Source organism: Comamonas terrigena NBRC 13299 (assembly GCF_006740045.1).
Classification (GTDB): Bacteria; Pseudomonadota; Gammaproteobacteria; order Burkholderiales; family Burkholderiaceae_C; genus Comamonas; species Comamonas terrigena.
The window spans coordinates 2,207,049-2,229,801 of the sequence record NZ_AP019749.1 but is presented as its reverse complement, the minus strand read 5'-3'; the positions used below and the strand labels follow the sequence as shown (position 1 = coordinate 2,229,801).

At 64.0% G+C, this 22,753-nt stretch carries 17 protein-coding genes; 10 read left to right on the top strand and 7 right to left on the bottom strand.

All coding sequences use genetic code 11. The features are described 5' to 3' along the window. Positions 1 to 176 precede the first annotated feature (176 nt). The 6 genes from dapC (at position 177) to CT3_RS10075 (ending at position 7,988) form a co-directional block, all read left to right on the top strand. Positions 177 to 1,382: a succinyldiaminopimelate transaminase gene (gene dapC / locus CT3_RS10100; protein ID WP_066534268.1), complete on the top strand. Its 1,206-nt coding sequence runs from the start codon at positions 177 to 179 to the stop codon at positions 1,380 to 1,382. A 9-nt stretch (positions 1,383 to 1,391) separates the two neighbouring features. Continuing rightward, complete coding sequence (dapD, locus tag CT3_RS10095; protein ID WP_066534269.1) at positions 1,392 to 2,225, top strand: 2,3,4,5-tetrahydropyridine-2,6-dicarboxylate N-succinyltransferase; 834 nt, start codon at positions 1,392 to 1,394, stop codon at positions 2,223 to 2,225. A 167-nt stretch (positions 2,226 to 2,392) separates the two neighbouring features. After that, positions 2,393 to 3,574: a PilT/PilU family type 4a pilus ATPase gene (locus tag CT3_RS10090; protein WP_066534270.1), complete on the top strand. Its 1,182-nt coding sequence runs from the start codon at positions 2,393 to 2,395 to the stop codon at positions 3,572 to 3,574. Between the two features lie 43 nt (positions 3,575 to 3,617). Then, positions 3,618 to 4,832 (top strand): succinyl-diaminopimelate desuccinylase, encoded by a 1,215-nt coding sequence (dapE, locus tag CT3_RS10085; RefSeq protein ID WP_066534271.1) that lies wholly within the window; start codon positions 3,618 to 3,620, stop codon positions 4,830 to 4,832. A gap of 24 nt (positions 4,833 to 4,856) precedes the next feature. Beyond that, positions 4,857 to 5,786: a 50S ribosomal protein L3 N(5)-glutamine methyltransferase gene (gene prmB, locus CT3_RS10080; RefSeq protein ID WP_066534273.1), complete on the top strand. Its 930-nt coding sequence runs from the start codon at positions 4,857 to 4,859 to the stop codon at positions 5,784 to 5,786. A 156-nt stretch (positions 5,787 to 5,942) separates the two neighbouring features. Continuing rightward, a complete protein-coding gene (locus tag CT3_RS10075; protein WP_066534279.1) occupies positions 5,943 to 7,988 on the top strand; it encodes an ABC-F family ATP-binding cassette domain-containing protein in 2,046 nt (681 codons plus the stop codon). A gap of 125 nt (positions 7,989 to 8,113) precedes the next feature. Here the strand turns inward: CT3_RS10075 and CT3_RS10070 are convergent, their stop codons facing one another. The 6 genes from CT3_RS10070 to maiA form a co-directional block, all read right to left on the bottom strand. Continuing rightward, entirely contained in the window at positions 8,114 to 8,791 is a 678-nt protein-coding gene (locus CT3_RS10070) for a LysE family translocator (RefSeq protein ID WP_083520402.1), read from the bottom strand. Positions 8,792 to 10,277: 1,486 nt separating this feature from the next. Then, positions 10,278 to 11,015: an acetoacetyl-CoA reductase gene (phbB, locus tag CT3_RS10065; RefSeq protein ID WP_066534281.1), complete on the bottom strand. Its 738-nt coding sequence runs from the start codon at positions 11,013 to 11,015 to the stop codon at positions 10,278 to 10,280. A gap of 240 nt (positions 11,016 to 11,255) precedes the next feature. Continuing rightward, positions 11,256 to 12,434 (bottom strand): acetyl-CoA C-acetyltransferase, encoded by a 1,179-nt coding sequence (locus CT3_RS10060; protein WP_066534282.1) that lies wholly within the window; start codon positions 12,432 to 12,434, stop codon positions 11,256 to 11,258. Between the two features lie 137 nt (positions 12,435 to 12,571). Continuing rightward, positions 12,572 to 14,266 carry a PHA/PHB synthase family protein gene (locus CT3_RS10055; protein WP_066534283.1) on the bottom strand — a complete coding sequence of 565 codons (1,695 nt, stop codon included), beginning with the start codon at positions 14,264 to 14,266 and terminating at the stop codon, positions 12,572 to 12,574. A gap of 765 nt (positions 14,267 to 15,031) precedes the next feature. Further along, the gene (locus CT3_RS10045; RefSeq protein ID WP_225608583.1) at positions 15,032 to 15,931 is read right to left on the bottom strand and encodes a purine nucleoside phosphorylase YfiH/LACC1 family protein; all 900 of its coding nucleotides are present in this window, start codon (positions 15,929 to 15,931) and stop codon (positions 15,032 to 15,034) included. 77 nt (positions 15,932 to 16,008) lie between these two features. Next, entirely contained in the window at positions 16,009 to 16,680 is a 672-nt protein-coding gene (gene maiA / locus CT3_RS10040) for a maleylacetoacetate isomerase (protein ID WP_066535952.1), read from the bottom strand. A 138-nt stretch (positions 16,681 to 16,818) separates the two neighbouring features. Between maiA and CT3_RS10035 the strand changes: the two genes are divergently transcribed. Then, entirely contained in the window at positions 16,819 to 17,520 is a 702-nt protein-coding gene (locus CT3_RS10035) for a fumarylacetoacetate hydrolase family protein (protein ID WP_066534285.1), read from the top strand. A gap of 217 nt (positions 17,521 to 17,737) precedes the next feature. After that, positions 17,738 to 18,292, top strand: a complete 555-nt coding sequence (locus tag CT3_RS10030; protein WP_066534287.1) for an NUDIX hydrolase — start codon at positions 17,738 to 17,740, stop codon at positions 18,290 to 18,292. Between the two features lie 180 nt (positions 18,293 to 18,472). Here the strand turns inward: CT3_RS10030 and CT3_RS10025 are convergent, their stop codons facing one another. Next, positions 18,473 to 19,285, bottom strand: a complete 813-nt coding sequence (locus CT3_RS10025) for an SOS response-associated peptidase (RefSeq protein WP_066534289.1) — start codon at positions 19,283 to 19,285, stop codon at positions 18,473 to 18,475. Positions 19,286 to 19,469: 184 nt separating this feature from the next. On the opposite strand from CT3_RS10025, the gene CT3_RS10020 reads away from it, so the two are divergent. After that, positions 19,470 to 22,187: a chemotaxis protein CheW gene (locus CT3_RS10020; RefSeq protein ID WP_083520330.1), complete on the top strand. Its 2,718-nt coding sequence runs from the start codon at positions 19,470 to 19,472 to the stop codon at positions 22,185 to 22,187. An 82-nt stretch (positions 22,188 to 22,269) separates the two neighbouring features. Further along, complete coding sequence (locus CT3_RS10015) at positions 22,270 to 22,749, top strand: hypothetical protein (protein ID WP_066534294.1); 480 nt, start codon at positions 22,270 to 22,272, stop codon at positions 22,747 to 22,749. The last annotated feature ends 4 nt before the right edge of the window (positions 22,750 to 22,753 follow it).

Here is a 22,753-nt window from a genome sequence, read left to right as displayed (position 1 = left end):
TTCTTTATGTTTCTTGTATCGTGTGCGCCTGTTTGTACGCGACTGTGCACAGCGGCGCAAACCCCTGGGCGCAGGGGTTTTCCGCAATAGCACTGTCGTAATGGCGATAAAAAACGTCGTTAGTGTCGGGAAAAGTCTCCGCGCCCCGCCGGAGGGCACCCGATAATGCTTCGATCATGAACCCCCTGCTCTCCACACTGCAGCCCTACCCATTCGAGCGGCTGCGCCAACTGTTCGCGGGCGTGACCCCGCCCGCCTCCCTCCCCCACATCAGCCTGGGCATGGGCGAGCCCCGCCACCCCACACCGGCTTTCATCCAGGAAGCCATGACGGCCAACCTGGGTGGTCTGGCCAACTATCCGGCCACGGCGGGCGATATCCGCCTGCGCCAGGCTTGTGCGGACTGGATGGGCCGCCGCTATGGCGTGCAGCTGGATGCAGCCACCCAGGTGCTGCCAGTCAACGGCTCGCGCGAGGCACTGTTCTCGTTTGCGCAGACCGTGATCGACCCTACGCGTGCCGGCGCCACCGTGATCTGCCCCAACCCTTTCTACCAAATCTACGAAGGCGCCACCCTGCTGGCCGGGGCCACGCCCTACTACGCCGCCAGCGAGGCCGGCCGCAACTTCGCGGTCAACTGGGATGCGGTGCCGGACGGGGTCTGGGCCCAAACGCAGCTGATCTTTGTCTGCTCCCCCGGCAACCCCACCGGCGCGGTGATGCCGCTGGACGAATGGAAAAAGCTGTTCGAGCTGTCCGACCGCTATGGTTTTGTGATTGCTTCGGACGAGTGCTACAGCGAGATCTATTTCCGCGATGACGCACCCCTGGGTGGCCTGGAAGCGGCCAAGCAGCTGGGCCGCAGCGACTTCCGCAACCTGGTGGCTTTCACCAGCCTCTCCAAGCGCAGCAATGTGCCGGGCCTGCGCAGCGGCTTTGTGGCCGGTGATGCGCAACTGCTCAAGTCCTTCCTGCTGTATCGCACCTACCACGGCGGGGCCATGAGCCCCACCGTGCAAATGGCGAGCATTGCCGCCTGGGGTGACGAGGCCCATGTCGAAGACAATCGCCGCATGTACCGCGAGAAGTTCGCGGCCGTGACCCCGCTGCTGGCCGATGTGATGGACGTGCGTCTGCCTGACGCCAGCTTCTACCTGTGGGCCGGCGTGCCTGCCCAGCTGGGCATGAGCGACACCGAATTCGCCCGTGCCCTGTTTGCCGAGCAGCATGTGACCGTGCTGCCCGGCAGCTACCTGGCCCGCGACGCCCAGGGACACAATCCCGGCGCCGGCCGCGTACGCATGGCCCTGGTGGCCGAAACCGCCGAATGCGTGGACGCTGCACGCCGCATCGTCCAATTCATCCACTCCCATTCCAACTAAGCACAAGCTATGACGCAACAACTCCAACAAATCATTGATTCCGCCTGGGAAAACCGTGCTTCCATCTCGGCCGCCTCTGCCCCCAAGGAAGTGGTGGACGCGGTCGAACATGTGATCGCCGAACTGGATGCAGGCCGCATGCGCGTAGCCACCCGTGAAGGCGTGGGCCAGTGGACCGTGCACCAGTGGCTCAAGAAAGCCGTGCTGCTGTCGTTCCGTCTGAAGGACAACGCCCTGATCCAGTCGGGCGCGCTGAACTTCTTCGACAAGGTTCCCACCAAGTACCAAGGTCTGTCGGAAGCCGAAATCGCCGCCACCGGCGTGCGTGTGGTGCCCCCTGCCGTCGCCCGCCGCGGCTCCTTCATCGCCAAGGGCGCGATCCTGATGCCTTCCTACGTGAACATCGGCGCCTACGTGGACGAAGGCACCATGGTTGACACCTGGGCCACCGTCGGCTCCTGCGCCCAAGTGGGCAAGAACGTCCACTTGTCGGGTGGCGTGGGCCTGGGTGGTGTGCTGGAACCCCTGCAAGCCAACCCCACCATCATTGAAGACAACTGCTTCATCGGCGCCCGCTCCGAAGTGGTGGAGGGCGTGATCGTAGAAGAGAACTCCGTGATCTCCATGGGCGTGTACATCGGCCAGTCCACCCCCATCTTCAACCGCGAAACCGGCGAAACCACCTTCGGCCGCGTGCCTGCGGGCTCCGTGGTGGTGTCGGGCAACCTGCCCAAGAAGACCAAGGACGGCAAGGACTATTCCATGTACGCCGCCATCATCGTCAAGACGGTGGACGCCAAGACCCGTTCCACGACCAGCCTGAACGATCTGCTGCGCGACTGATCGCCGCGCTGCTGCCTTCCATGGTGTTCAGGCACCATAGGAGGGCATGCCTGACTCTCCCGGTCGTGCGCTGACGCTGCGACCGTACCGGGGCTTCACATGCAAGGGAGCGTGCACGCCACGACAGCGATGCACGGTGCAGACCACCGGATTCCGAGGTTCACCCCATGAGCATGATGGAGCGCATTCTTCGCGTGATGGCCGACAAACAGGCATCGGACGTTTATCTGTCCGCCAATTCCCCGGCCCTGATCAAGATTGACGGCGAATGCATGCCCGTCAACAGCCAGATCCTCACCCCCGAGGCGCCCCGCACACTGCTGGCTGAAATCGTTACCCCCCAGGACATGGATGTGCTGGCCAACACCGGCGAGCTGAACCTGGCCGTGCCGCTGCAGGGCGTGGGCCGCTTTCGCATCAGCGCCATGCACCAGCGCGGCTCGGTGGCGGTGGTGGTGCGGTTTCTGGCCCAGCAGGTGCCTTCGCTCGACAGCCTGCACATGCCGCCTGCCCTGGGCGATCTGGTCATGGAAAAGCATGGCCTGATCCTCATTGCCGGCGCGTCCGGATCGGGCAAGAGCACCACGCTGGCGGCCATGATCGACCGGCGCAACGAGCTGTGCTCCGGCCACATCCTGACCATTGAAGACCCCATCGAATACCAGCTGCGCAACAAGAAATCCATCGTCAACCAGCGTGAGGTGGGCACCGACACCCAAAGCCAGCAGATTGCGCTGAAGAATGCGCTGCGCCAGGCCCCGGATGTGATCCTGATCGGTGAAATCCGCGACCGCGAGACCATGTCCGCCGCCATTGCCTACGCACAGTCCGGCCACCTGTGCCTGGCCACGCTGCATGGCAACAGCAGCTACCACGCGCTCCAACGTATTCTGGGTTTCTACCCCGTGGAGGAGCGCGCCTCCCTGCTGGGCGATCTGGGCTCGGCGCTGCGCGCCGTGGTCACGCAGCGCCTGGTGCGCCAGCCCGATGGACACCGCATTCCGGCCGCCGAAATCATGGTGAACACCCCCCAGGTGCGCACCATGATCGAGAAAGGCGACTTCACCGGAATCAAGGATGCGATGGATCAATCCATGGACGAAGGCTCGCAAACCTTTGAAGATAGCCTCGCACAGCTCGTTTTGAGCGGCAAAATAGACCGTAAGGAAGGTCTGTCCAATGCAGATTCGCACACCAACTTGATGTGGCGCCTGCAAAATGACCCCCCAACGGCTGCCGCGGCCTCTGTGCAGCAGGCCGTACCGAGCTTCCAGCCCCCTGCCGCCGACGCCGCCCCTGCGGCCCCGGTCAGCGACATCGTGCTGGATACCCATATGCCCAGACCTTGAGTGCGTGCGCCCGGGGCCTGGGCTTCGAGGAAGCGTTTTCGACATGTCCCCCACCCTGCAGCTGGCTGAAGCCCTGATCAGCCGACCCTCTGTCACCCCCCAAGACCTCGGTTGCCTGGAACTGCTGGCCGAACGCCTGGCGCCACTGGGCTTTGCCTGCGAGCGCCTGGACAGTGGCCCGGACACGTTCCGTGTCCACAATCTGTGGGCCAAACGGTCGGCCAAGCCCGCGGCAGGCGGCCAAGCGGCGGTCAAGACCTTGGTGTTTGCCGGCCACACCGATGTGGTGCCCACAGGACCGGAATCCCAGTGGAGCAGCCAGCCCTTCATTCCCAGCTACCGCGACGGCAAGCTCTACGGACGCGGCGCCAGCGACATGAAGACCTCCATCGCCGCCTTCGTAGTGGCAGTGGAGGAGTTTTTGACGGCCACCCCAGAGCCCCTGCTGGACATCGCTTTCCTGCTCACCAGCGACGAGGAAGGCCCCTCCATCGATGGCACCAAGGCCGTGGTCGAGATTTTCAAGCAGCGCGGCGAAAAGCTGGACTACTGCATCGTGGGCGAACCCACTGCCGTCCACCAGACCGGTGACATGATCAAGAACGGACGCCGTGGCACGCTCAGCGGACGTCTGGCCGTGCACGGCATCCAGGGTCACATTGCCTACCCACAGCTGGCACGCAACCCCATCCACCAGGCGCTGCCGGCACTGACCGAACTGGCCGCCACCACCTGGGACCAGGGCAATGCCTTCTTCCCGCCCACCAGCTGGCAAATCAGCAACATCCACGGCGGCACCGGTGCCAGCAATGTGATCCCGGGTGAAGTGGTGGTGGATTTCAATTTCCGTTTCTGCACCGAAAGCACGGCCGAATCCCTCAAGCAGCGCGTCAAGACAGTGCTCGACCGCCATGGACTGGAATACGACCTGGGATGGACCCTGGGCGGCGAGCCCTTTCTGACCACCCCGGGCGATCTGGTCGGCGCCGTGCAGGCCGCCATCCACGCCGAAACCGGCATGACCACCGAACTCTCCACCACCGGCGGCACCAGCGATGGGCGTTTTATCGCCCAGATCTGCCCCCAGGTGATCGAGCTGGGCCCGCCCAATGCCAGCATCCACAAGATTGACGAACACATTGCCATCGCCGATGTGCAGCCGCTGACCAACATCTACCGCCGCACGCTGGAAAACCTGCATGCCCAGGCACTGGCAGCCCACACCGCTGAAAAAGCCTTCGCGCCAGCCTCCGAATAAGCTGCGCGCACCTTACTTTCTGACATGACGACTTCCTATACCCTGCCCCACGGCACCACCGTGGGTGAATTGATTGCCAGCGGCACCAGCTGTCTGACCCAGGCCGGCGTAGGCTTTGGCCACGGCACAGCCAATGCACACGACGAAGCGACGTGGCTGGTGCTGTGGCAGCTGGGCCTGCCCATCGACAGTCCTTTGGAAGACGAGCAGGACGCCATCGACAACCAAGCTGTTACAGCCGAGCAGAGCGCACAGGTTGCCGAGCTGTTTGACAAGCGCATCACCAGCCGCAAGCCCGCCGCGTACCTGACGCAAGAAGCCTGGCTGGTGGGTGTGCCTTTCTACATCGACGAGCGTTCCATCGTTCCGCGCAGCTTTATTGCCGAGCTGCTGGCCGACGGCAGCATCGACCACTTCCTCTCTGACAAGACGCGCAAGGTCCTGGACCTGTGCACCGGCAACGGCTCACTGGCCTGTCTGGCGGCCATGGCTTACCCCGAAGTCGAAGTGACTGGCGCCGACCTGTCCACCGATGCACTGGCCGTGGCCCGCATCAATGTCGACAAACACGGACTGCAGGAGCGCGTGACGCTGGTGGAAACCGACGGCCTGTCCCGAGTCCCCGGCCCCTGGGATCTGATCCTGTGCAACCCGCCCTATGTGAATGCGGACAGCATGTCCAAGCTGCCCGCCGAGTACCGTGCCGAGCCCGAACTGGCCCTGGCCGGAGGCACCGACGGCATGGATTTCATCCGGGACCTGTTTGCCGCGGCGCCCGCCGCCATGACGGAAGACGCGGTGCTGGTGCTGGAAATCGGCAACGAACGCGCATTTTTTGAAGCGGCTTTCCCGCTGCTGCCGGTGTTCTGGCTGGACACCAGCGCTGGCGAGGACCAGGTTCTGCTGGTTACCCGCGCCGCGTTGCTCGCCCAGGCCAAGCTCTTGGCACAATAGAGGCTATCGCTCTACCGCGCAGCCCCGCTGGATCCCCGATCGGCTGGCCTGCCGGAAAGCCCGGCGCAGCCACTGCCAGGCCTGCGCCCCATCGCACAACCCCTCCACCCGCCGTGAGCACAGCTCGCCGGCGGGTGCGTTTTTTCGTACTCGCTGATGATTACCCTTCGCAACGTCACCCTGCGCCGCGGCACCAAAGTGGTGCTGGACAACATCTCGGCCACCATCAACCCCGGCGAAAGCGTGGGTCTGGTTGGCCGCAATGGGGCCGGCAAATCGTCCCTGTTTGCGCTGCTCAGCGGCAAGCTGCACGAGGACAGCGGTGACTTCCACATTCCGTCGAGCTGGCGCATGGCCGAAGTCGCCCAGCACATGCCAGAAACCGACCAGAGCGCCACCGCCTTTGTGCTGGAGGGCGACACCCGCCTGACCGAAGTGCAGCGCCAGCTGGCAGAAGCCGAGGCCAGCGACGACGGCATGGCCATTGCCCAGGCCTATTCCGACCTGCATGATGCCGGCGCCCACGACGCGGAGGCACGGGCCCAGGCCTTGATCCTGGGTCTGGGCTTCAGGACCAGCGAGCTGGACCAGCCTGTGGACAGCTTTTCCGGCGGCTGGCGCATGCGCCTGCAGCTGGCGCGCGCCCTGATGTGCCCGTCGGATCTGCTGCTGCTGGACGAACCCACCAACCACTTGGACCTGGACGCCCTGGTCTGGCTGGAAGCCTGGCTCAAGCGCTACCCGGGCACCATGATCGTGATCAGCCACGACCGCGAGTTCCTGGACGCGATCACCAACGTCACGCTGCAGATCCAGCAGGGCCAGCTCACGCGCTACGGCGGCAACTACAGCAAGTTCGAAGAACTGCGCGCGCAGCAGCTGGAACTGCAGGCTGCCAGCTTTGCCAAGCAGCAGGAAAAGATGGCCCACCTGCAGCATTTCATCGACCGCTTCAAGGCCAAGGCCAGCAAGGCCAAGCAGGCACAAAGCAGGGTCAAGCAGCTCGAACGCATGGAAAAGATTGCCCCGGTGCTGGCCGAGGCCGAATTCACCTTCGAATTCAAGGAGCCCGCCAACCTGCCCAACCCCATGCTGGCCATCAGCGATGCGGCCTTTGGCTATACCGACGACGAGGGCCAGACCACCACCATCCTGACCGGCGTGAACCGCTCGGTGCTGGCAGGTCAGCGCATCGGTATTCTGGGGGCCAATGGTCAGGGTAAATCCACCCTGGTCAAGACCATTGCCCGCACCATGAAGCCGCTGGCCGGCTCAGTGACGGAAGGCAAGGGCCTGAACATCGGTTACTTTGCCCAGCAGGAGCTGGACGTGCTGCGCCCCAGCGATAACCCGCTGGAGCACATGATCCGCCTGGCACGCGATCTGGGTCCGGATGCCAAGCAACCCAGCCGCGAGCAGGATCTGCGCAACTTCCTGGGCACATTCAACTTCAGCGGCGACATGGTCAAGCAGACCGTGGGGACCATGAGCGGCGGTGAAAAAGCCCGCCTGGTGCTGGCCATGATCGTCTGGCAGCGCCCCAACCTGCTGCTGCTGGACGAACCTACCAACCACCTGGATCTGGCAACCCGCGAAGCCCTAGCCATGGCGTTGAACGACTTCGACGGCACGGTGATGCTGGTGTCCCACGACCGTCACCTGCTGCGTGCCGTCTGCGAAGACTTCTGGATGGTGGGCCGCGGCGTGGTCGGCCCCTTCGACGGCGATCTGGACGATTACCAGCGCTACCTGCTGGAAGAATCCAAGCGCCTGCGCGAAGAAGCCAAGCATGCAGAAGCCCAGGCGCAGCAGGCAGCTGCGGCACCGGCTCCAGCCGCTGCCGTGGTGGCTCCGGTGGCAGCACCTGTGGAAATCGCCGCGGCACCATCTGCGGCGCCTGCCCCGCAAGGCGACCAGCGGGAGCAGCGCAAGCTGGCTGCCGCCGCACGCCAGCAGCTGTCGGAAAAGACCAAGCCTTTCAAGAAAGAGCTGGAGCAGATCGATAAGAAAATGCCCCAGCTGACGGCCCAGCGCGACGCGCTGGAAGCCGAGTTGGCCATGCCCGGGCGGTCCGGTGCCGACATTGTGGAAGCAGGCAAGCAGCTCAGCAGCATCAACAGCGAGCTGGACGCGCTGGAAGAGCGCTGGCTGGAGTTGACCGAAGAAATCGAAGGGCTGACCCAGGCCGCGGGTCTGGCCTGAGGCACGAGGCCTGCAGCCGGGACTGGTTAGATGTCCAGTTCCGGGCTGCTGGCCTGTTGCCATCGCCCGGTGGCAATCCCCTGACAGGCGCTGCCAGTTCGCTCAGCGCCACCTCTCCAACGCCTTCAGCGGTGGGACGCAGCCAGCACCCCACCGGCTGCAATGAAAGCGCCGCCGGTCACACGCTGGAACCAGCGGCCCGCGCTGCCCTGCTGCAGGCGCGCCAGCAACGTGGCACCACACAGCACATAGCCCAGCATGATGGCGCCGTCCAGCACCAGCCAGGTCAACGCCAGCACGCCCAATTGCCCTGCAATGGGAAGACTGGCGTCCATGAACTGCGGAAACAGCGCACTGAAGAACAGCAGGTCCTTCGGATTGCCAATGCCCACGATCAGGCCTTTGCGGTACAGGGGTCGCCAGGTGCGCCACATGGACCGGTCGGCCTGCTGGTGATCTTGAGCGCCAGGACTGGCGTTGGCGGCCGTCTGCACAGCGGCATCATCCGCTGCGCCGCTACCATGGCTGCGCCAAGTGGCAATTCCCAGATACAGCAGATAGGCGGCCCCTGCCCATTTGATGATGTGAAACAGCGTGTCCGATGCGGCAATCACCGCCCCCAGACCCAGCGCGGACAGGCCCATCAGCGTCATCGACGCCGTCATCCCGCCCACGATGGTGGCCAGTGCCGGACGCACCCCATGGCGTGCCGCATGCGTCACGCACAGCAACGCCGACGGGCCGGGCGCCGCAATCACGGCGCCTGCCAGAGAAACAAACAACAACCAGGTATGCAAAGACATGGAAACTTCCAACCGCCAGCGCAGCGCGCCATGCAAGGCGGCACCCGCCTGGCAGAACACAGGGGACGGATAGGCGCATCAAGCAACACGCTGACAGCAGCGCATGGAAATGCCTATCCAGCTACAGCCGTGGATTGTAGGCGGCGGCCTGTTCCAATGCTTTGCAGCGAACTGTATTTGTATACAGTTTAAAAATTTTTATATCGGCAACGAAATATTTCCAAAATGTGTCAACCGGGGTGATCGGGGCCGCGTTGTGAGGTGCACAAGGAGTAATACCCAGATGCATACCACCGCCATCCTGTCCGCCTGGCCTGACGACGAACGCGATCGCAAGCGCGCACCAGCCCGCTTCTGACAGCCTGCCACAGGCACCGCGCCAGCACGTGCATGCTGGCTGCTTACCAGGGAGCGCGTTCCCTGCCCGGCACACCACTTTCTACGCGCACCTTGCTACACAACCCAGCCCGCCTGAACCTGCTTTCGGCGGGCTTTGTGCTTCATGGAGCCTGCCAGTGTGCCGAGCTGGTGCAACACACAACGCCATCCACCGGCGCCAGAGCAAGATGCGGGCGATGCCGGCCCTGAAAGCCAGATCTACTCACCTTTCCCCTGTCATTTTCGACGCTCTTTTGCGCGCAGTGTGTCAACCCGGCCTGCATAACGGACGTTAAAGCAGCACAAGGAGTGAATTCGTATGCAAACCCCCGCCATTCTGTCTGCCTGGCCTGACGACGAACGTGATCGCAAGCGCGCACCTGCACGTCTGTAAGCAAATGCCGTGCCGGCACTTGCCGACCGCTGCCGCTGCCGCTGCACAGTTTGTGCGCTGAGATACGACATTACCCACTCTGAAACCCGCCTCTGGCGGGTTTTTTGTTGTCGCTACCAAGCGTAGTACACACCGCTGACCACAAAACTTCAACGTCATCACCGTCGCGCGGCAATGCCGATGCCGATGCCGATGCCAATGCCAATGGCACCATCGTGGTGCACGGCATCCTCCAACCTGGGGCGTTTACACACTCGTTCACTTTTGCATGCACCTGCTTGCATCCTGACCGTCAACCCGTGCTGCGGGCCACGCGTTGAAGATGCACAAGGAGTGAAAACCGTATGAACCTGACCGACATCCTGTCCGCATGGCCTGAAGACGAACGTGACCGCAAGCGCGCACCCGCACGCCTGTAATCCGATTGCAGGCTGAGCGGCCATGACGCTGGCCCGATCTTGGGAGCCCAATTCGCCCATCGGATGCCCTGGATCTGTTCTTTGAGTGTTGCGCCGTCTTCAACGTTGTTCCACCTGTAAAAAAGCCCACTTGCGTGGGCTTTTTTCATGTGTGTCCTGCTGGCCAGGTCATCTGCTGCACACCGCGCAGGATGTCATGTTGCAAGCCAGGACCATCCACACAGAAATAAAAAAAGGAGCTGGACATGTCCAACTCCCCCACGCATACAAGCGGCCCGGAAAGACCGCCAGTTGCTCAGTGCATGTGCAGACCGCCGTTGACCGAGAAGTCGGCACCGGTGGAATAACCGCCCTCGTCCGATGCCAGCCAGGCGATGATGGAGGCAATTTCGCCGGGTTCACCCAGGCGCTTCACGGGGATGGTGCCCACGATCTTCTCCAGCACGTCAGGGCGGATGGCCTTGACCATGTCGGTGCCGATGTAACCCGGGCTCACGGTATTCACCGTCACGCCTTTGTTGGCCAGCTCTTGCGCCAGGGCCATGGTGAAACCATGCATGCCGGCCTTGGCGGCCGAATAATTGGTCTGGCCGGCCTGGCCCTTCGCACCGTTGACCGAGCTGATGTTGATGATGCGACCCCAGCCCTTTTCCACCATGTCACCCACGACCTGCTTGGTCACGTTGAACATGGAGTTCAGATTGGTTTCGATCACCGCCTGCCAGTCATCGGGTGTCATCTTCAGGAACATGCGGTCGCGGGTGATACCGGCGTTGTTCACCAGAACATCGATGCTGCCGTGCTCGGCCTTGGCGTTGCCAAAGGCCTCGACCGTCGACTCCCAGTTGCCCACATTGCCAACCGACGCGTGGAAGTTGTAGCCCAGTGCCTTTTGCTCATCCAACCACTTTTGAAAGTCGCGTGTCGGGCCGCAGCCGGCAATGACCTTGAAACCTTCACGATGCAGGCGCTGGCAGATGGCCGTACCAATGCCACCCATCCCCCCGGTCACATACGCTACTTTCTGGCTCATACATATTCTCCTGTTAATCGATAGTTTTCCACTAACACTCTACCTGCTTTGGCGCAGGGAAACCCTGAGGTAAGTACCAATCGCGGCAATTAGATTGGATTTCGCGCTATCAACACCGGAGCAAACGGCAAGCCGAAGCCCACCCGTTTGCCCACCGGGGCATACCCTGTGGTACGGGACCACGGCCTGGCTGCTGCCAGGCCGCAGCGACAGCGCATCGCCGCGTGTGCCGCCGGGCTTTTAACGCTCCAGCGCCATGGCCACACCCATGCCGCCGCCGATACACAGCGCAGCCACGCCCTTCTTGGCGCCGCTGCGCTGCATTTCGTGCAGCAAGGTCACCAGCACGCGGCAGCCGGACGCACCAATGGGGTGCCCGATGGCGATGGCGCCACCGTTGACGTTGACCTTGGCGGCATCAATGCCCAGCACCTGGTTGACGGCACAGGCCTGGGCTGCGAAGGCTTCGTTCAGCTCGAACACATCCACGTCCCCCACAGACCAGCCGGCGCGGTCCAGCGCCTTGCGGGTGGCAAACACCGGGCCCATGCCCATGGTGGCGGGATCCAGGCCGCTGGTGGCGTAGGATTTGATGGTGGCCAGTGGCTTCAGGCCCAGGGCCTTGGCCTTGCTGGCACTCATCACCACCACGGCGGCAGCGCCGTCGTTCAGGCCCGAGGCGTTGCCCGCGGTCACCGTACCGGCCTTGTCGAAAGCAGGCTTGAGGCCGCCCAGGGCTTCGGCATTGGTCTTGCGGTTGATGTACTCATCGGCCGCAAACACCACGGGGTCGCCCTTGCGCTGCGGGATCACCACGGGAACGATTTCGTCCTTGAACTTGCCGGCGTCCTGTGCTGCGGCCGCCTTTTGCTGGCTGGCCAGCGCCAGCGCGTCCTGCTGCTCGCGGCTGATGCTGTTTTCCTTGGCCACGTTCTCGGCCGTAATGCCCATGTGGTACTGGTTGTACACATCCCACAGGCCATCCACGATCATGGTGTCGCTCATCTTCCAGTCACCCATGCGCTGGCCGTCGCGCGAACCATTGAGCACGTGGGGCGACAGGCTCATGCTTTCCTGGCCACCGGCCACCACGATCTCGCTGTCACCCGTGGCTACGGCCTGGGCGGCCAGCATCACGGCCTTGAGACCGGATCCACAGACGGCGTTGATGGTCAGCGCCGGGGTTTCCTTCGCCACACCGGCCTTCATCATGGCCTGGCGAGCGGGATTCTGGCCCACGCCTGCGGTCAGCACCTGACCCATGATCACTTCGCCCACCTGGTCAGCGCCCACCTGGGCACGGGCCAGAGCCTCCTTGATGACGATAGCGCCCAACTCGGTGGCGGGCACCTTGGCCAGGGCGCCACCAAACTTGGCAACGGGGGTGCGGACAGCAGAAACGATAACGATGTCTTCCATGGTCTTCCTCTTGTGTTTTTCCGTATCGGGGTGGTTGAGCTCCGCAGCCGACGACAGCCCGAGGGCCGTGCAGCGGCTGCTTCAGATATTGCACCGCAGCATTTTGCCCTGTCCTCCAGGGCTGCGGCAGCGAAACCTCAGGCTTTTTGCAGCACGTAGCTGCCGGGTGCTGGCATGCGTTCCTTGTATTTGGTGCCTTGACCGTAGCGCTTGGGCGCAGCAATTTGCTTGCCAGCCTGCCCTTTGAGCCAGCCGGCCCAGTCTTCCCACCAGCTGCCGGGCTGCTCTTGCGCCCCTTCCAGCCACTGAGCATGGGTGGGCGGCAGTGCACCGTCCTCCCGAATCCAGTGACTGCGCTTCTTCTTGGCAGGAGGGTTGATCACCCCCGCAATGTGACCGGAGGCTCCCATCACAAAGCGCTTGGGGCCGGGCAGGACCTGGGTGGACGCATAGGACGCGGTGATGGGCACGATATGGTCTTCGCGTGAACCGTAGACATACACTGGCAGCTTGAGCTTGCGCAGATCGATCTGCTCGCCGCACACGGTCACCCTGCCCGGCTGCACCATGTTGTTCTCCAGATAGAAGTTGCGCAGATACCAGGCGTACCAGGGACCCGGCAGATTGGTGCAATCGCTGTTCCAGTACAGCAGATCGAACGCGGGGGGGGTTTCACCCTTCAGGTAGTTACCCACCACGTAATTCCAGACCAGGTCGTTGGGGCGCAGGAAACTGAAGGTGGATGCCAGGTCCTGACCGGCCATCAGCCCGCCCTGCCCCATCTGCATCTCGCGGTATTTGACGAAGTTCTCGTCGATGAACAGATCCAGGATGCCGGTATCCTGGAAGTCGATCAGCGTGGTCAGGAAGGTGGCGCTGGCCACCGGGTGCTCTCCGCGCGCGGCCAGCACCGCCAGGCCGGTAGCCAGCATGGTGCCTCCCACACAGAAACCCAGCGCGTTGATCTTGGGCGCACCGGCAATCTCCTGCACTACGGCAATGGCGCGCAGGATGGCGTCTTCGATGTAGTTGTCCCAGGTGCGGTCGCCCATGGTCGCATCGGGGTTGCGCCAGCTGACCACGAAGGTGCGGTGCCCCTCGCTGACGGCATAGCGGATCAGCGAATTGTCGGGCTGCAAGTCCAGGATGTAGTACTTGTTGATGCAGGGAGGCACCATCAGGAAGGGCCGTTCATGCACCTTCGCCGTCAGCGGCTTGTACTCGATCAGCTGAAAGTACTCGTTCTCATACACCACCGCGCCTTCGGTGGTGGCCACGTTCTTGCCCACCTCGAACACGCTTTCGTCCGTCATGGACACATGGCCCTGCTGGATGTCGTGCAACAGATTCTGCACGCCCTTGGCGATGCTCTCTCCACGCGTTTCGATGGCTTTTTGCTGGGCATCGGGGTTCAGCGCCAGAAAGTTGCTGGGCGCCATGGCCGCCACCCATTGCTCCACGGCAAAGCGGATGCGCTGGCGGGTCTTTTCGTCCGCCTGCACCGCATCGGCCATGCCGGTCAGCACCTTGGCGTTGAGCGCATAGCTGGCAGCCGAGAATGCCGCCAGCGGATTGTGTTCCCAGGGGGCGGCGCTGAAGCGCTTGTCCTTGGGCACGGGAGCCTTCATGCCGGCAGCCCACAAGGCCGTGGCTTCCCGCACGTATTCCTGCTGCAGCGCCTGCAGCTTGCCCGGCTCGAACTGCACCGGCGGTACGGTGCCGGGCGCCTTGGGATCGATCTGCTGGAATGACTGCAGGGTCTTGGCCCAATGCTCGCCAAAGAACTGCTGGAAAGCCTGGGCACTTTGGCCCCAGATAGGTTCAGAATTCATGCCTGCCTTGTCCCCTTGGTGTTGCTGTCGCTGTCAGCCCGCATGCCATGTGTCACCAACGGGCTTGCATCCATTGTTGCCGAGGCGGCAGGCGCTGACAACGCAACCCAGCGCCGCACTGTGCCTTGCTTGGAGAGACGTTGACAGACATCAAGCCCGATTCACGGCGTTTTCCGGTGTGCATACCGCCCTCTGCCCTATGCTTGGCGCCATGTACCTGATCCTGATTGCCTGGTTTTATGTCACCTTGATGATGGCCATTGCCGAAGCCACCAACCCCGTGGGTTCGGTCCTGGGCGGCATCGTGACGTTTGTGCTGTATGGCCTGCTACCGATGGCCATCGTGGGCTACATCATGGCCACGCCCGAGCGAAAACGCCGCTTGAAAGCCCGGCGCGAAGCCGAGCAGCAAGCCTGGGATGCTGCCCAGGAGCCACCTGCAACCACCACCAAGCCCACACCGACCGGAACGATCGAGGAGCCAGCCACGACGGGCATTGACTCCGCTCCCGTTGTCCCTGCCGAGGTGCGACCAGCGAACGCCACCGCCCCGGCAGAACAGCGTCCCTGCAAGACGGATGCCGACCAACGGCATGCCACTTGCAGCGCGCACGCCACAGTGCGCCCGGGCCATCCAGGCAAGTTGCAAGCAATTGAAAACTGTGCGTACCCACCGGCGCAGGGCCGTCGATCAATCGCTGCGATCACGCCCCAAAGGGGCGCCACGGTGTCCGGGGTAGCCCAGCCGGCTGGGCATGATGGCCGTCAGCTTCGCGCTGCAGGCGCTTGCCCTTCCAGCCAGATGCATGCTGCCATCCTTCCCGTACTGCCCAGCACCGCAGCATCACGGCGGTGAGAGAAAAAGCGGGCGCTGTCGGTGACCGTGCACCAGGGCGTGCTGCCGTCATTTCCGTAGATGCCCGTCAGACCCAGCGCCTGCAGGCGCTGGCGGGCCAGTCCTGGCAGGTTGGCCCACCATTTGCCCGACACCGCGCCAGGGGTGAAGCAACTGGCCGCTTGCGCGGATGCAGTGACGAACGCCTGGCGGACTTCGCTGCCCACCTCGAACGCCGTGGGGCCGATGCACGGCCCCAGCCAGACCTGGGTATCGGCTGCGATGTCAGCCACCGTCTGCACCGACATGACTTCAGCAGCATGTGGCAGAGCTGCAGGCGCCGAATGCACCTGGCGTGCCTGTACCTGCCTTGCAAAACGGGCAAACACCGTCTCCAATACGCCCACACCGTCTTGCCCCACCAGTCCGCGCCAGCCCGCATGGGCTGCGGCCACCACCGGCACATGGCGGTGGGCCAGCAGCACCGGCAGGCAATCGGCCACCATGATGGTGCACACCGCGCCCGATTGATCGCTCACGCAGGCGTCTGCTGCTACTCCGTCGGTGGTATGGGCATGCAATGCCTCCACATCGCAGCCATGCACCTGCTGCAAGAACACCGGGCGTGCTCCAGGGCTGCTGCGCTGGATGGCTTCGGTCAGGATGCGGCGGTTGGCAGCCACAGCGGCAGGGTCGTCGCGCACATGGTCACCCAGGTTCAGGCTGCCAAACGGTGCTTGGCTCACCCCGCCTGCACGGGTGGTGAACAGGGCTTGTACACCCGCGATCTGCGGCCATTCGGGCACCAGCCAGGGGTGGGACACAGGCATCATTGCACTCTCACGCATCGTCAATCTTCTCGTTCACACACCACATTCAAGCTCCACATTCGGCGCAACACCGCCGTTCAAGGCTGCGCATCCGGGCAGGCCGAGGGCTGCGCCGCTTGCACGGCGGACTGCGCCAGCGCGGCTTCATAGGCGGCCAGGGTGGCAGGCAGGCCGTCCAGGGGGACGCCAAAGCGCTGGGCATTGAAGATCTGCGGCACCAGACAGCAATCTGCCAAGGTCAGGCGGTCGCCCCAGCACAGCGTGGACGGCGCCATACCCAGGCGCGCACGCTCGCCCGCCAGCAGCGCCAGCTCGCGCTCGAAAGCGTCCAGGCCCTGACGCACCCAGTGGTGGTACCACAGGTTCTTGGTGTCGTCGCTCAAACCGCCTTCGTGCACCAGCCACCGCAGCACCCGCAGATTGTTCAAAGGATGGATATCGCAAGCCACCATCTGCGCCAGGCCGCGGATGCGGGCACGGGCCAGCGCATCGCCTGGCAGCAGGCTGGGCTGGGGATGGGTCTCGTCCAGGTACTCGATGATGGCCATGGACTGGTTCAACCAGACGGCACCGCCGCCGATGTCCAGGGCCGGCACCAGACTGTCCCCCATGTGCGCCAGGTAATCCGGCGCCCGCTGTGCGCCGTGCACCAGGTGCACGGCGTGGTAGTCATACGGCAGCCCCTTGTGTGCCAGAGCAATGCGCACACGGAACGAGGCCGAGGAGCGGAAGTAGTTGTAGAGCTGCATGGGCCGCAGCATAGCGCAGGCCGTGTCGCCTTTTGGGCTGCACCATGCTGGCGCCGTGGCACACTGCAAGCAGGGTAGAAAGGCCGCAGCGCCACTTTGCCCGTGCCCCGAGACAACACGTTAGATTGACCAACAACCATGTCCCAACAGTACGTTCTCCCCCCTGCTCCTGTTGCCAGCCTGCCCGTAACCGGCAGCGACGCGCTCTTTCCCGTGCACCGCGTCTACTGCGTGGGCCGCAACTACGCCGAACACGCCAAGGAAATGGGCTTTACCGGCCGCGAGGCGCCGTTCTTCTTCATGAAGCCGGCCGACGCCGTGCTGCCCGTGCCCGCCGGCCAAACGGTGGACATGCCCTACCCCACGCTGACCGACAACCTGCACCACGAGATCGAACTGGTGGTGGCCATTGGCAAGGGTGGCAAGGACATTCCCGTGGCCCAGGCCCTGGAGCATATCTACGGCTACGCCGTGGGCCTGGACATGACGCGCCGCGACCTGCAAGGCGAGATGAAGAAGCAGGGCCGTCCCTGGTGCATCGGCAAGGGCTTCGACTACAGCGCCCCCATCGGCCCCATCACGCCTGTCGCCCAGGCGGGTGACGTGGCCACGGCCGGCATCTGGCTGCAGGTGAACGACGTCGACCGCCAGCGCAGCAATGTGGACCAGTTGATCTGGAACATTGCCGAGACCGTGGCCATCCTGTCGCAAGCCTGGGAGCTGCAACCCGGCGACCTGATCATGACCGGCACGCCCGAAGGCGTGGGCGCCGTGGTGCGTGGCGATGTGATGGCCGGCGGCGTGGACGGCCTGGAGTCCATCCGCGTGCGCGTGGCGTAAAAGCGGCACACACTGAAGACGTGGTTGCGAAGCTGAGCGTACCGTCCCGTACGTCTGCGGCTTCGCGCGGCGTCTTCATGGTGCACCGGCGATCCCGGCGATCTGCCGGGCCCTGCGGTCCATTTGGGCACGTCAGCGCAGCCGAGAACTCATGTTTTCATAGCTACCAACGTTCACGCAGCAAGCATCACAGCCACACTTCCCCTATATTCCAGACATGACCTTGCGCAGCCCCATCAAGTTCTGCCGTGAATGCGGCCATGCCGTGACCTACCGCGTGCCCGACGACGGCGACACGCGTGCCCGCGCCGTGTGCCCGCAATGCGCCACCATCCACTACGAGAACCCGCTGAACGTGGTAGGCACCATTCCCGTGCTGGCCGATGGCCGCGTGCTGCTGTGCAAGCGCAACATCGAGCCACGCTGGGGCAAATGGACGCTGCCGGCCGGCTTCATGGAACTGGATGAAACCACCAGCCAGGGCGCAGCACGCGAGACGGATGAGGAAGCCGGCGCCCAGATCCGCATGGGGCGGCTGTTCTCGGTCATCAATGTGCCGCGCGTAGGCCAGGTGCACCTGTTTTACACCGCCGAAGTGCTGAGCGAAGCACTCAACCCAGGGCCGGAAACCATTGAGGCACGGTTCTTCCGCGAAGAAGATATTCCCTGGGACGAAATTGCTTTTCGCACCGTGAGCACCACGCTGCAGCGCTGGTTTGCCGACCGCGACAACGGCATGAGCGACCAGGTACACGCCATCGATCTGGTCTGACCGCCCTCCCCCTCACTGCTGCCTGTGCAAGCCCGCTGGAATGCAGCGGGCTTTTTCATGTCCGGCCACCCAACGGCGGGCATTGCCCTGGGTACACCGTCGTAGGAACTTCGCAATCTGGCGGGAACGGCCGCAGTACAGGGTCCATGTGCGGGCCCCGTACCGCGTTGAACGGCCTCTTCAGCCCAACCAGCCCTTGGGCTTTTTGTCCTGCTTGCGCTCCACCGGGTTGGCCGTCAACCAGTTGGAAGGATAGGCACGCAAAAACTCGCGCGCCTTGTCCTGGCGGGCAGTCAGCCAGGCATCGTACGAGCCTTCGTTCAGAATCGCCGGCATGCGCTTTTCGCTTCCCGGGTGCTGGTAGCGGTGCATCAGTGCATGGCTATTGGCGTTCACGGTCAGTATGGCGTAGCTGATCAGTTCCGCGCCGCTGTCCGGATCCTGCCAACGGGACCACACTCCGGCCACGCCCATGGGCTCGCCATCCACGCGCGAGATGCGGGTGGACACCGGTTTTCCGCTGCGCAGATCGTCCTCGAAGAACGCCTGCATCGGAATGATGCAGCGCTGCCCGGCCAACCATGCGTCACGGTAGGCCTGCACAGTGGATACCGTGTCGTTGCGCGCCACCAGTTGCTTGGGCGCGCGCAGTCGGGCATCTGATGCGGATTTGACCCAGTGCGCCACAAAACCGAACTGTGCCGGCACCCATTCGCGCTGCACGGGAGGGGCCTTGGGCTTGGCCGCAGGCACCGCATCGGAGGCAACAGCCACGGTCGACTTCGGAAGGGGCGCGGCCTCGGCTGCACCACCTGCCACCGACACTACATCGGCCACCGTGGCGTCCGACGACACGGGCTGTGCCACGGCACGGACCATGCCGCTGAGACGGTTGGCACGGACCAGGCGCTCCGCAGGCACCTCCGCAGGACTCACTTTGAAGAAGGCGGCGTAATCGCCCGGCTGGGGCAGGTTTTCGTACTGGGAACTCATAGGCGCCGATGGTAAGGGGCTTGGCGGCACCCGAACACGGCACGGCCACAAAACCCGCGATATCGCCCACCACCTGCTGCTGACATTGCTGGCAGTTTCTTGACATGGGTTTACCCCGGGCCCGGCTTTTGCTGATGCAGATCACGCGTACCGAGGCACACACCAACAAGAGACAAGGACCCGTATGACGACCTCCAGCCACAATGCCGCCGCATCTTCTGCAGTCCCCCAGCTGCACACCGATGCCTTCATCCCATATATGCGGAATGTCACGCGCTGCGAGGCTTCGCTGCGCGAGCTGAACCTGATGTGGCGGCTGATCGAGTCATCTGCCAAGATGAACTGCCCGCAGGAAGCCCATGCGATCCTTCCGATGATGGCCGCCACGCGTGCCGGCTTTGAGCAGCTGGAACAGGATCTGGTGCACTCCATGGTGCACCAGTCCGTCACCGGGGTGATGGCCGCCCTGGCCACACAGGCCCAGAACGTGATCGATACCCTGGTGCGCAACCTGTACGAACGCACGGCCGACGTGGGCTTTCTGGCCACCGACAGCATGCTCTGCCGCTACGTGGCCGGGCTGGCCGACGGTGTGGGCGTGCAGGAGCGCCTGCGCGCTTACCGCAGCAAGTACACGGTCTATAACGAGATCTTGCTCGTAGGCCTGGACGGTACGGTGCTGGCCCAGACCGATGGCGACTCGCCCGTGGAAGGCAGCCAGGACCCGCTGCTGGCGCACACGCTGCAAAGCAGCAGCTATGTGGAAACCTTCCGCGCCACCGACCTGCGTCCCCACCAGACCCACGCGCTGATCTATTCCCAGCGCATGCTGCACCCGCAGACGGGTGAACCCATTGGCGTGCTGTGCCTCAGCTTTGATTTCGATGGCGAAATGCGCGGCATCTTCGGTGCACGCGCCGCTGGTCTGCAAGGCAGCAACAATGGCGTGCGCAGCGTGGGCCTGCTGGTCAATGGGAGCGGGCAGGTGCTGGCCAGCAGCGATCCGCACTGGATTGGTGCCGACAGCCCTGTCCCGACGTACCACAACAGTGCGCCAAGTCTGCACATCCATGCTGGACGCACCTACCTGGTGCAGACCGCCGCATCGGCCGGCTACCAGGGCTACCCTGGCCCTGACGGCTGGCAAGGCCAGATCATGATTCCAGTGGAGCAGGCCTTTGCTAACCAGAGCCAGCATCTGCTGGAACAGCTGGACCCTTATGTGGCTCAGGGTCTGCTGGCCCATGCCCACCGTTTTTGCCCGCCGCTGCATGCCATCATCACGGCGGCGGACACCATCCGCCGCGTGGTCTGGAATGGCCAGGTGATGACCGCCGGCGACACGCCCGACAACGGCAGCGACGGCACCCGTCTGCAGGCCGTGCTGGAGCAGATCGGCGAGACCGGGGCACGCACCAACGAGGTGTTCACCCAGTCCATCCGCGCGCTGTACGACACGGTGCTGAATGCAGCTCTGCGCGACAACACCCTGCTCAGCCGCCTGCTGGTGGACCTGCTGGACCGCAACCTGTACGAGCGCGCCAACGATTGCCGCTGGTGGGCGCTGACGCCCCAGTTGCCTGCGCTGCTGCTGGCCGTGCAACGCGACCAGGCCACGGACACCCAGGTGCAGCAAGTCTGTGCCCAGCTCAGCCACATCCATAGCCTCTACACCGTCTACAGCCAGCTGGTGGTGTATGACCGCAGCGGCCGCATCGTGGCCACCAGCTTGCGGGGCGAAACACCCGCAGGAGCACCTGCCGGCTGGCAGAACACCACCGACGACGTCCTGCAGCATCCACTGCTGGGCCAGAGCATCGAGGCCGACACACTCACCCAGGTACTGGCCCTGTCTAGCCCGCAGGCCTACCACGTCAGCCCCTGGCGGCCGAGCGCCCTCGAAAGCAGCCAGGCCCCCACCTACGCCTACCACGCGGCCTTGCGCAGCGACGACGGGCAGGTGCTGGGCGGCATCGGTCTGGTCTTCAATGCCGAACGCGAGCTGCAGTCCATGCTGGACAGTGCCGCGCCGCACAACGCAGCGACTGCTGACAGCGCCACCCGCGTGCTCTACCTGGATCGCCTGGGTCAGGTGCTGGCCTCCACCGACACGGCCCAGCCTGTGGGCAGCCGCATGCCCCTGCCAGTCGACCTGCTGCAGCTGCCTGCCGGCCAGAGCGCCGCACGCGCCATGGTGCACGCCGGCCAGTACTGCATCGTGGCCGCCACGGCAGGCAGCGGTTACCGTGAATTCAAGCGCAGCGACGGCTACCGCGAAGAGGTGCTGGCCGTGGCCGTCCAGCCTTTCGGGGCCGAACAGGAAGATGCCATTGCCGCCGTGCGCCGCCGCAGCACCTGCATCGATTCCATGGCGCCTGCCCAAGGAGGCCAGCAGCTGCGGGAGATGGCCACCTTCTTCGTCGGCAGCAGCCTGATGGCACTGGACGCCGCCTGCGTGCTCGAAGCCCTGCCCGCCGCCGCCATCGCCCCGGTGTCGGCCGGCCGCATTCCCCACTGTGTGGGCACCATGGCCCGCCGCAGCCGCGGTGCGCTGACCGGCTATGTCTGGGTGTTCGACCTGAACGCCCTGCTGCACGGCAAACCCACCCGCGTCACCGCGCAAAGCCAGGTCGTCGTGCTGGAGCATGCCGGGCGCCGCCTGGGCCTGCTGGTCAGCGACCTGCAGGGCGTGGCCCGCTTTGCCGACAGCCAGGTCATCCCTGCGCCCGCCATGGCCCCCTCCCAGCACCGGCTGGTGGATGCCCTGGTCAAGGCCAACGGCGGCAGCCTGCTGATCCAGTGCCTGAGTGCAGCGGCCCTGCTGCACACGCTGCAGGGGCAGGCGAGTGCAACGGCTGCTGCAGACGCACATCGCCATCCAGGCAGGGAAGAAAACGCCTGAAACCCCGTTTCGACACGATTCGGTAAGCACGTTATGTTACAAACTAGGCCGTGCCGCTGTTGGCACGGCTGATGTTTGCCCAATGGCCCGTTCACTGCTCGGACTTCGCCCTGCAGCCTCCCAGACCCCGCTGGAGCTGTCCACCACCACCCCGCTACAGACTCCCCTGAACGGTGCCGCGCTGCAGGCCCGCTTGCGGCAAAAGCGTTCCTCGGCCTATGTGCAGGCCGTGACGCAGCTCGATGCCGGCGGCCATGTGCACAGCCCAGCCGCCACCCAGGCGTTGATCGATGCCATCCGCAATGAATTGCCCGATGTCTCGATCGATGCCCTGCCCTTTGGCATCGTGTCCCGCTGCTATCTGGGCGCACCTTATGAGGTGCATACCCTGGACTGCAGCGGCAGCATCATCCAGCACTACAAGACCCATGAAAGCCTGCCCGCTACGCTGGAGCGGGCGCGCAGCCTGGCCCAGCACCCGGCTTACGCCTTCATTGAAGTGTATGGATCCCGCCTTATCGCGGTCAGCTCGTCCGGGCAGACCGCGCTCATTGACCTTTGACCTC

What these genes read in the sequence shown, in the direction of transcription:
- CT3_RS10070 (WP_083520402.1), bottom strand. Translation starts at nt 8,791, where the DNA reads ATGTCTTTGCATACCTGGTTGTTGTTTGTTTCTCTGGCAGGCGCCGTG.
- dapC (WP_066534268.1), top strand. Translation starts at nt 177, where the DNA reads ATGAACCCCCTGCTCTCCACACTGCAGCCCTACCCATTCGAGCGGCTG.
- CT3_RS10020 (WP_083520330.1), top strand. Translation starts at nt 19,470, where the DNA reads ATGACGACCTCCAGCCACAATGCCGCCGCATCTTCTGCAGTCCCCCAG.
- CT3_RS10060 (WP_066534282.1), bottom strand. Translation starts at nt 12,434, where the DNA reads ATGGAAGACATCGTTATCGTTTCTGCTGTCCGCACCCCCGTTGCCAAG.
- maiA (WP_066535952.1), bottom strand. Translation starts at nt 16,680, where the DNA reads ATGCAGCTCTACAACTACTTCCGCTCCTCGGCCTCGTTCCGTGTGCGC.
- CT3_RS10055 (WP_066534283.1), bottom strand. Translation starts at nt 14,266, where the DNA reads ATGAATTCTGAACCTATCTGGGGCCAAAGTGCCCAGGCTTTCCAGCAG.
- CT3_RS10090 (WP_066534270.1), top strand. Translation starts at nt 2,393, where the DNA reads ATGAGCATGATGGAGCGCATTCTTCGCGTGATGGCCGACAAACAGGCA.
- prmB (WP_066534273.1), top strand. Translation starts at nt 4,857, where the DNA reads ATGACGACTTCCTATACCCTGCCCCACGGCACCACCGTGGGTGAATTG.
- phbB (WP_066534281.1), bottom strand. Translation starts at nt 11,015, where the DNA reads ATGAGCCAGAAAGTAGCGTATGTGACCGGGGGGATGGGTGGCATTGGT.
- dapE (WP_066534271.1), top strand. Translation starts at nt 3,618, where the DNA reads ATGTCCCCCACCCTGCAGCTGGCTGAAGCCCTGATCAGCCGACCCTCT.
- CT3_RS10075 (WP_066534279.1), top strand. Translation starts at nt 5,943, where the DNA reads ATGATTACCCTTCGCAACGTCACCCTGCGCCGCGGCACCAAAGTGGTG.
- CT3_RS10025 (WP_066534289.1), bottom strand. Translation starts at nt 19,285, where the DNA reads ATGAGTTCCCAGTACGAAAACCTGCCCCAGCCGGGCGATTACGCCGCC.
- CT3_RS10045 (WP_225608583.1), bottom strand. Translation starts at nt 15,931, where the DNA reads ATGCCTGTGTCCCACCCCTGGCTGGTGCCCGAATGGCCGCAGATCGCG.
- CT3_RS10015 (WP_066534294.1), top strand. Translation starts at nt 22,270, where the DNA reads ATGGCCCGTTCACTGCTCGGACTTCGCCCTGCAGCCTCCCAGACCCCG.
- dapD (WP_066534269.1), top strand. Translation starts at nt 1,392, where the DNA reads ATGACGCAACAACTCCAACAAATCATTGATTCCGCCTGGGAAAACCGT.
- CT3_RS10030 (WP_066534287.1), top strand. Translation starts at nt 17,738, where the DNA reads ATGACCTTGCGCAGCCCCATCAAGTTCTGCCGTGAATGCGGCCATGCC.
- CT3_RS10035 (WP_066534285.1), top strand. Translation starts at nt 16,819, where the DNA reads ATGTCCCAACAGTACGTTCTCCCCCCTGCTCCTGTTGCCAGCCTGCCC.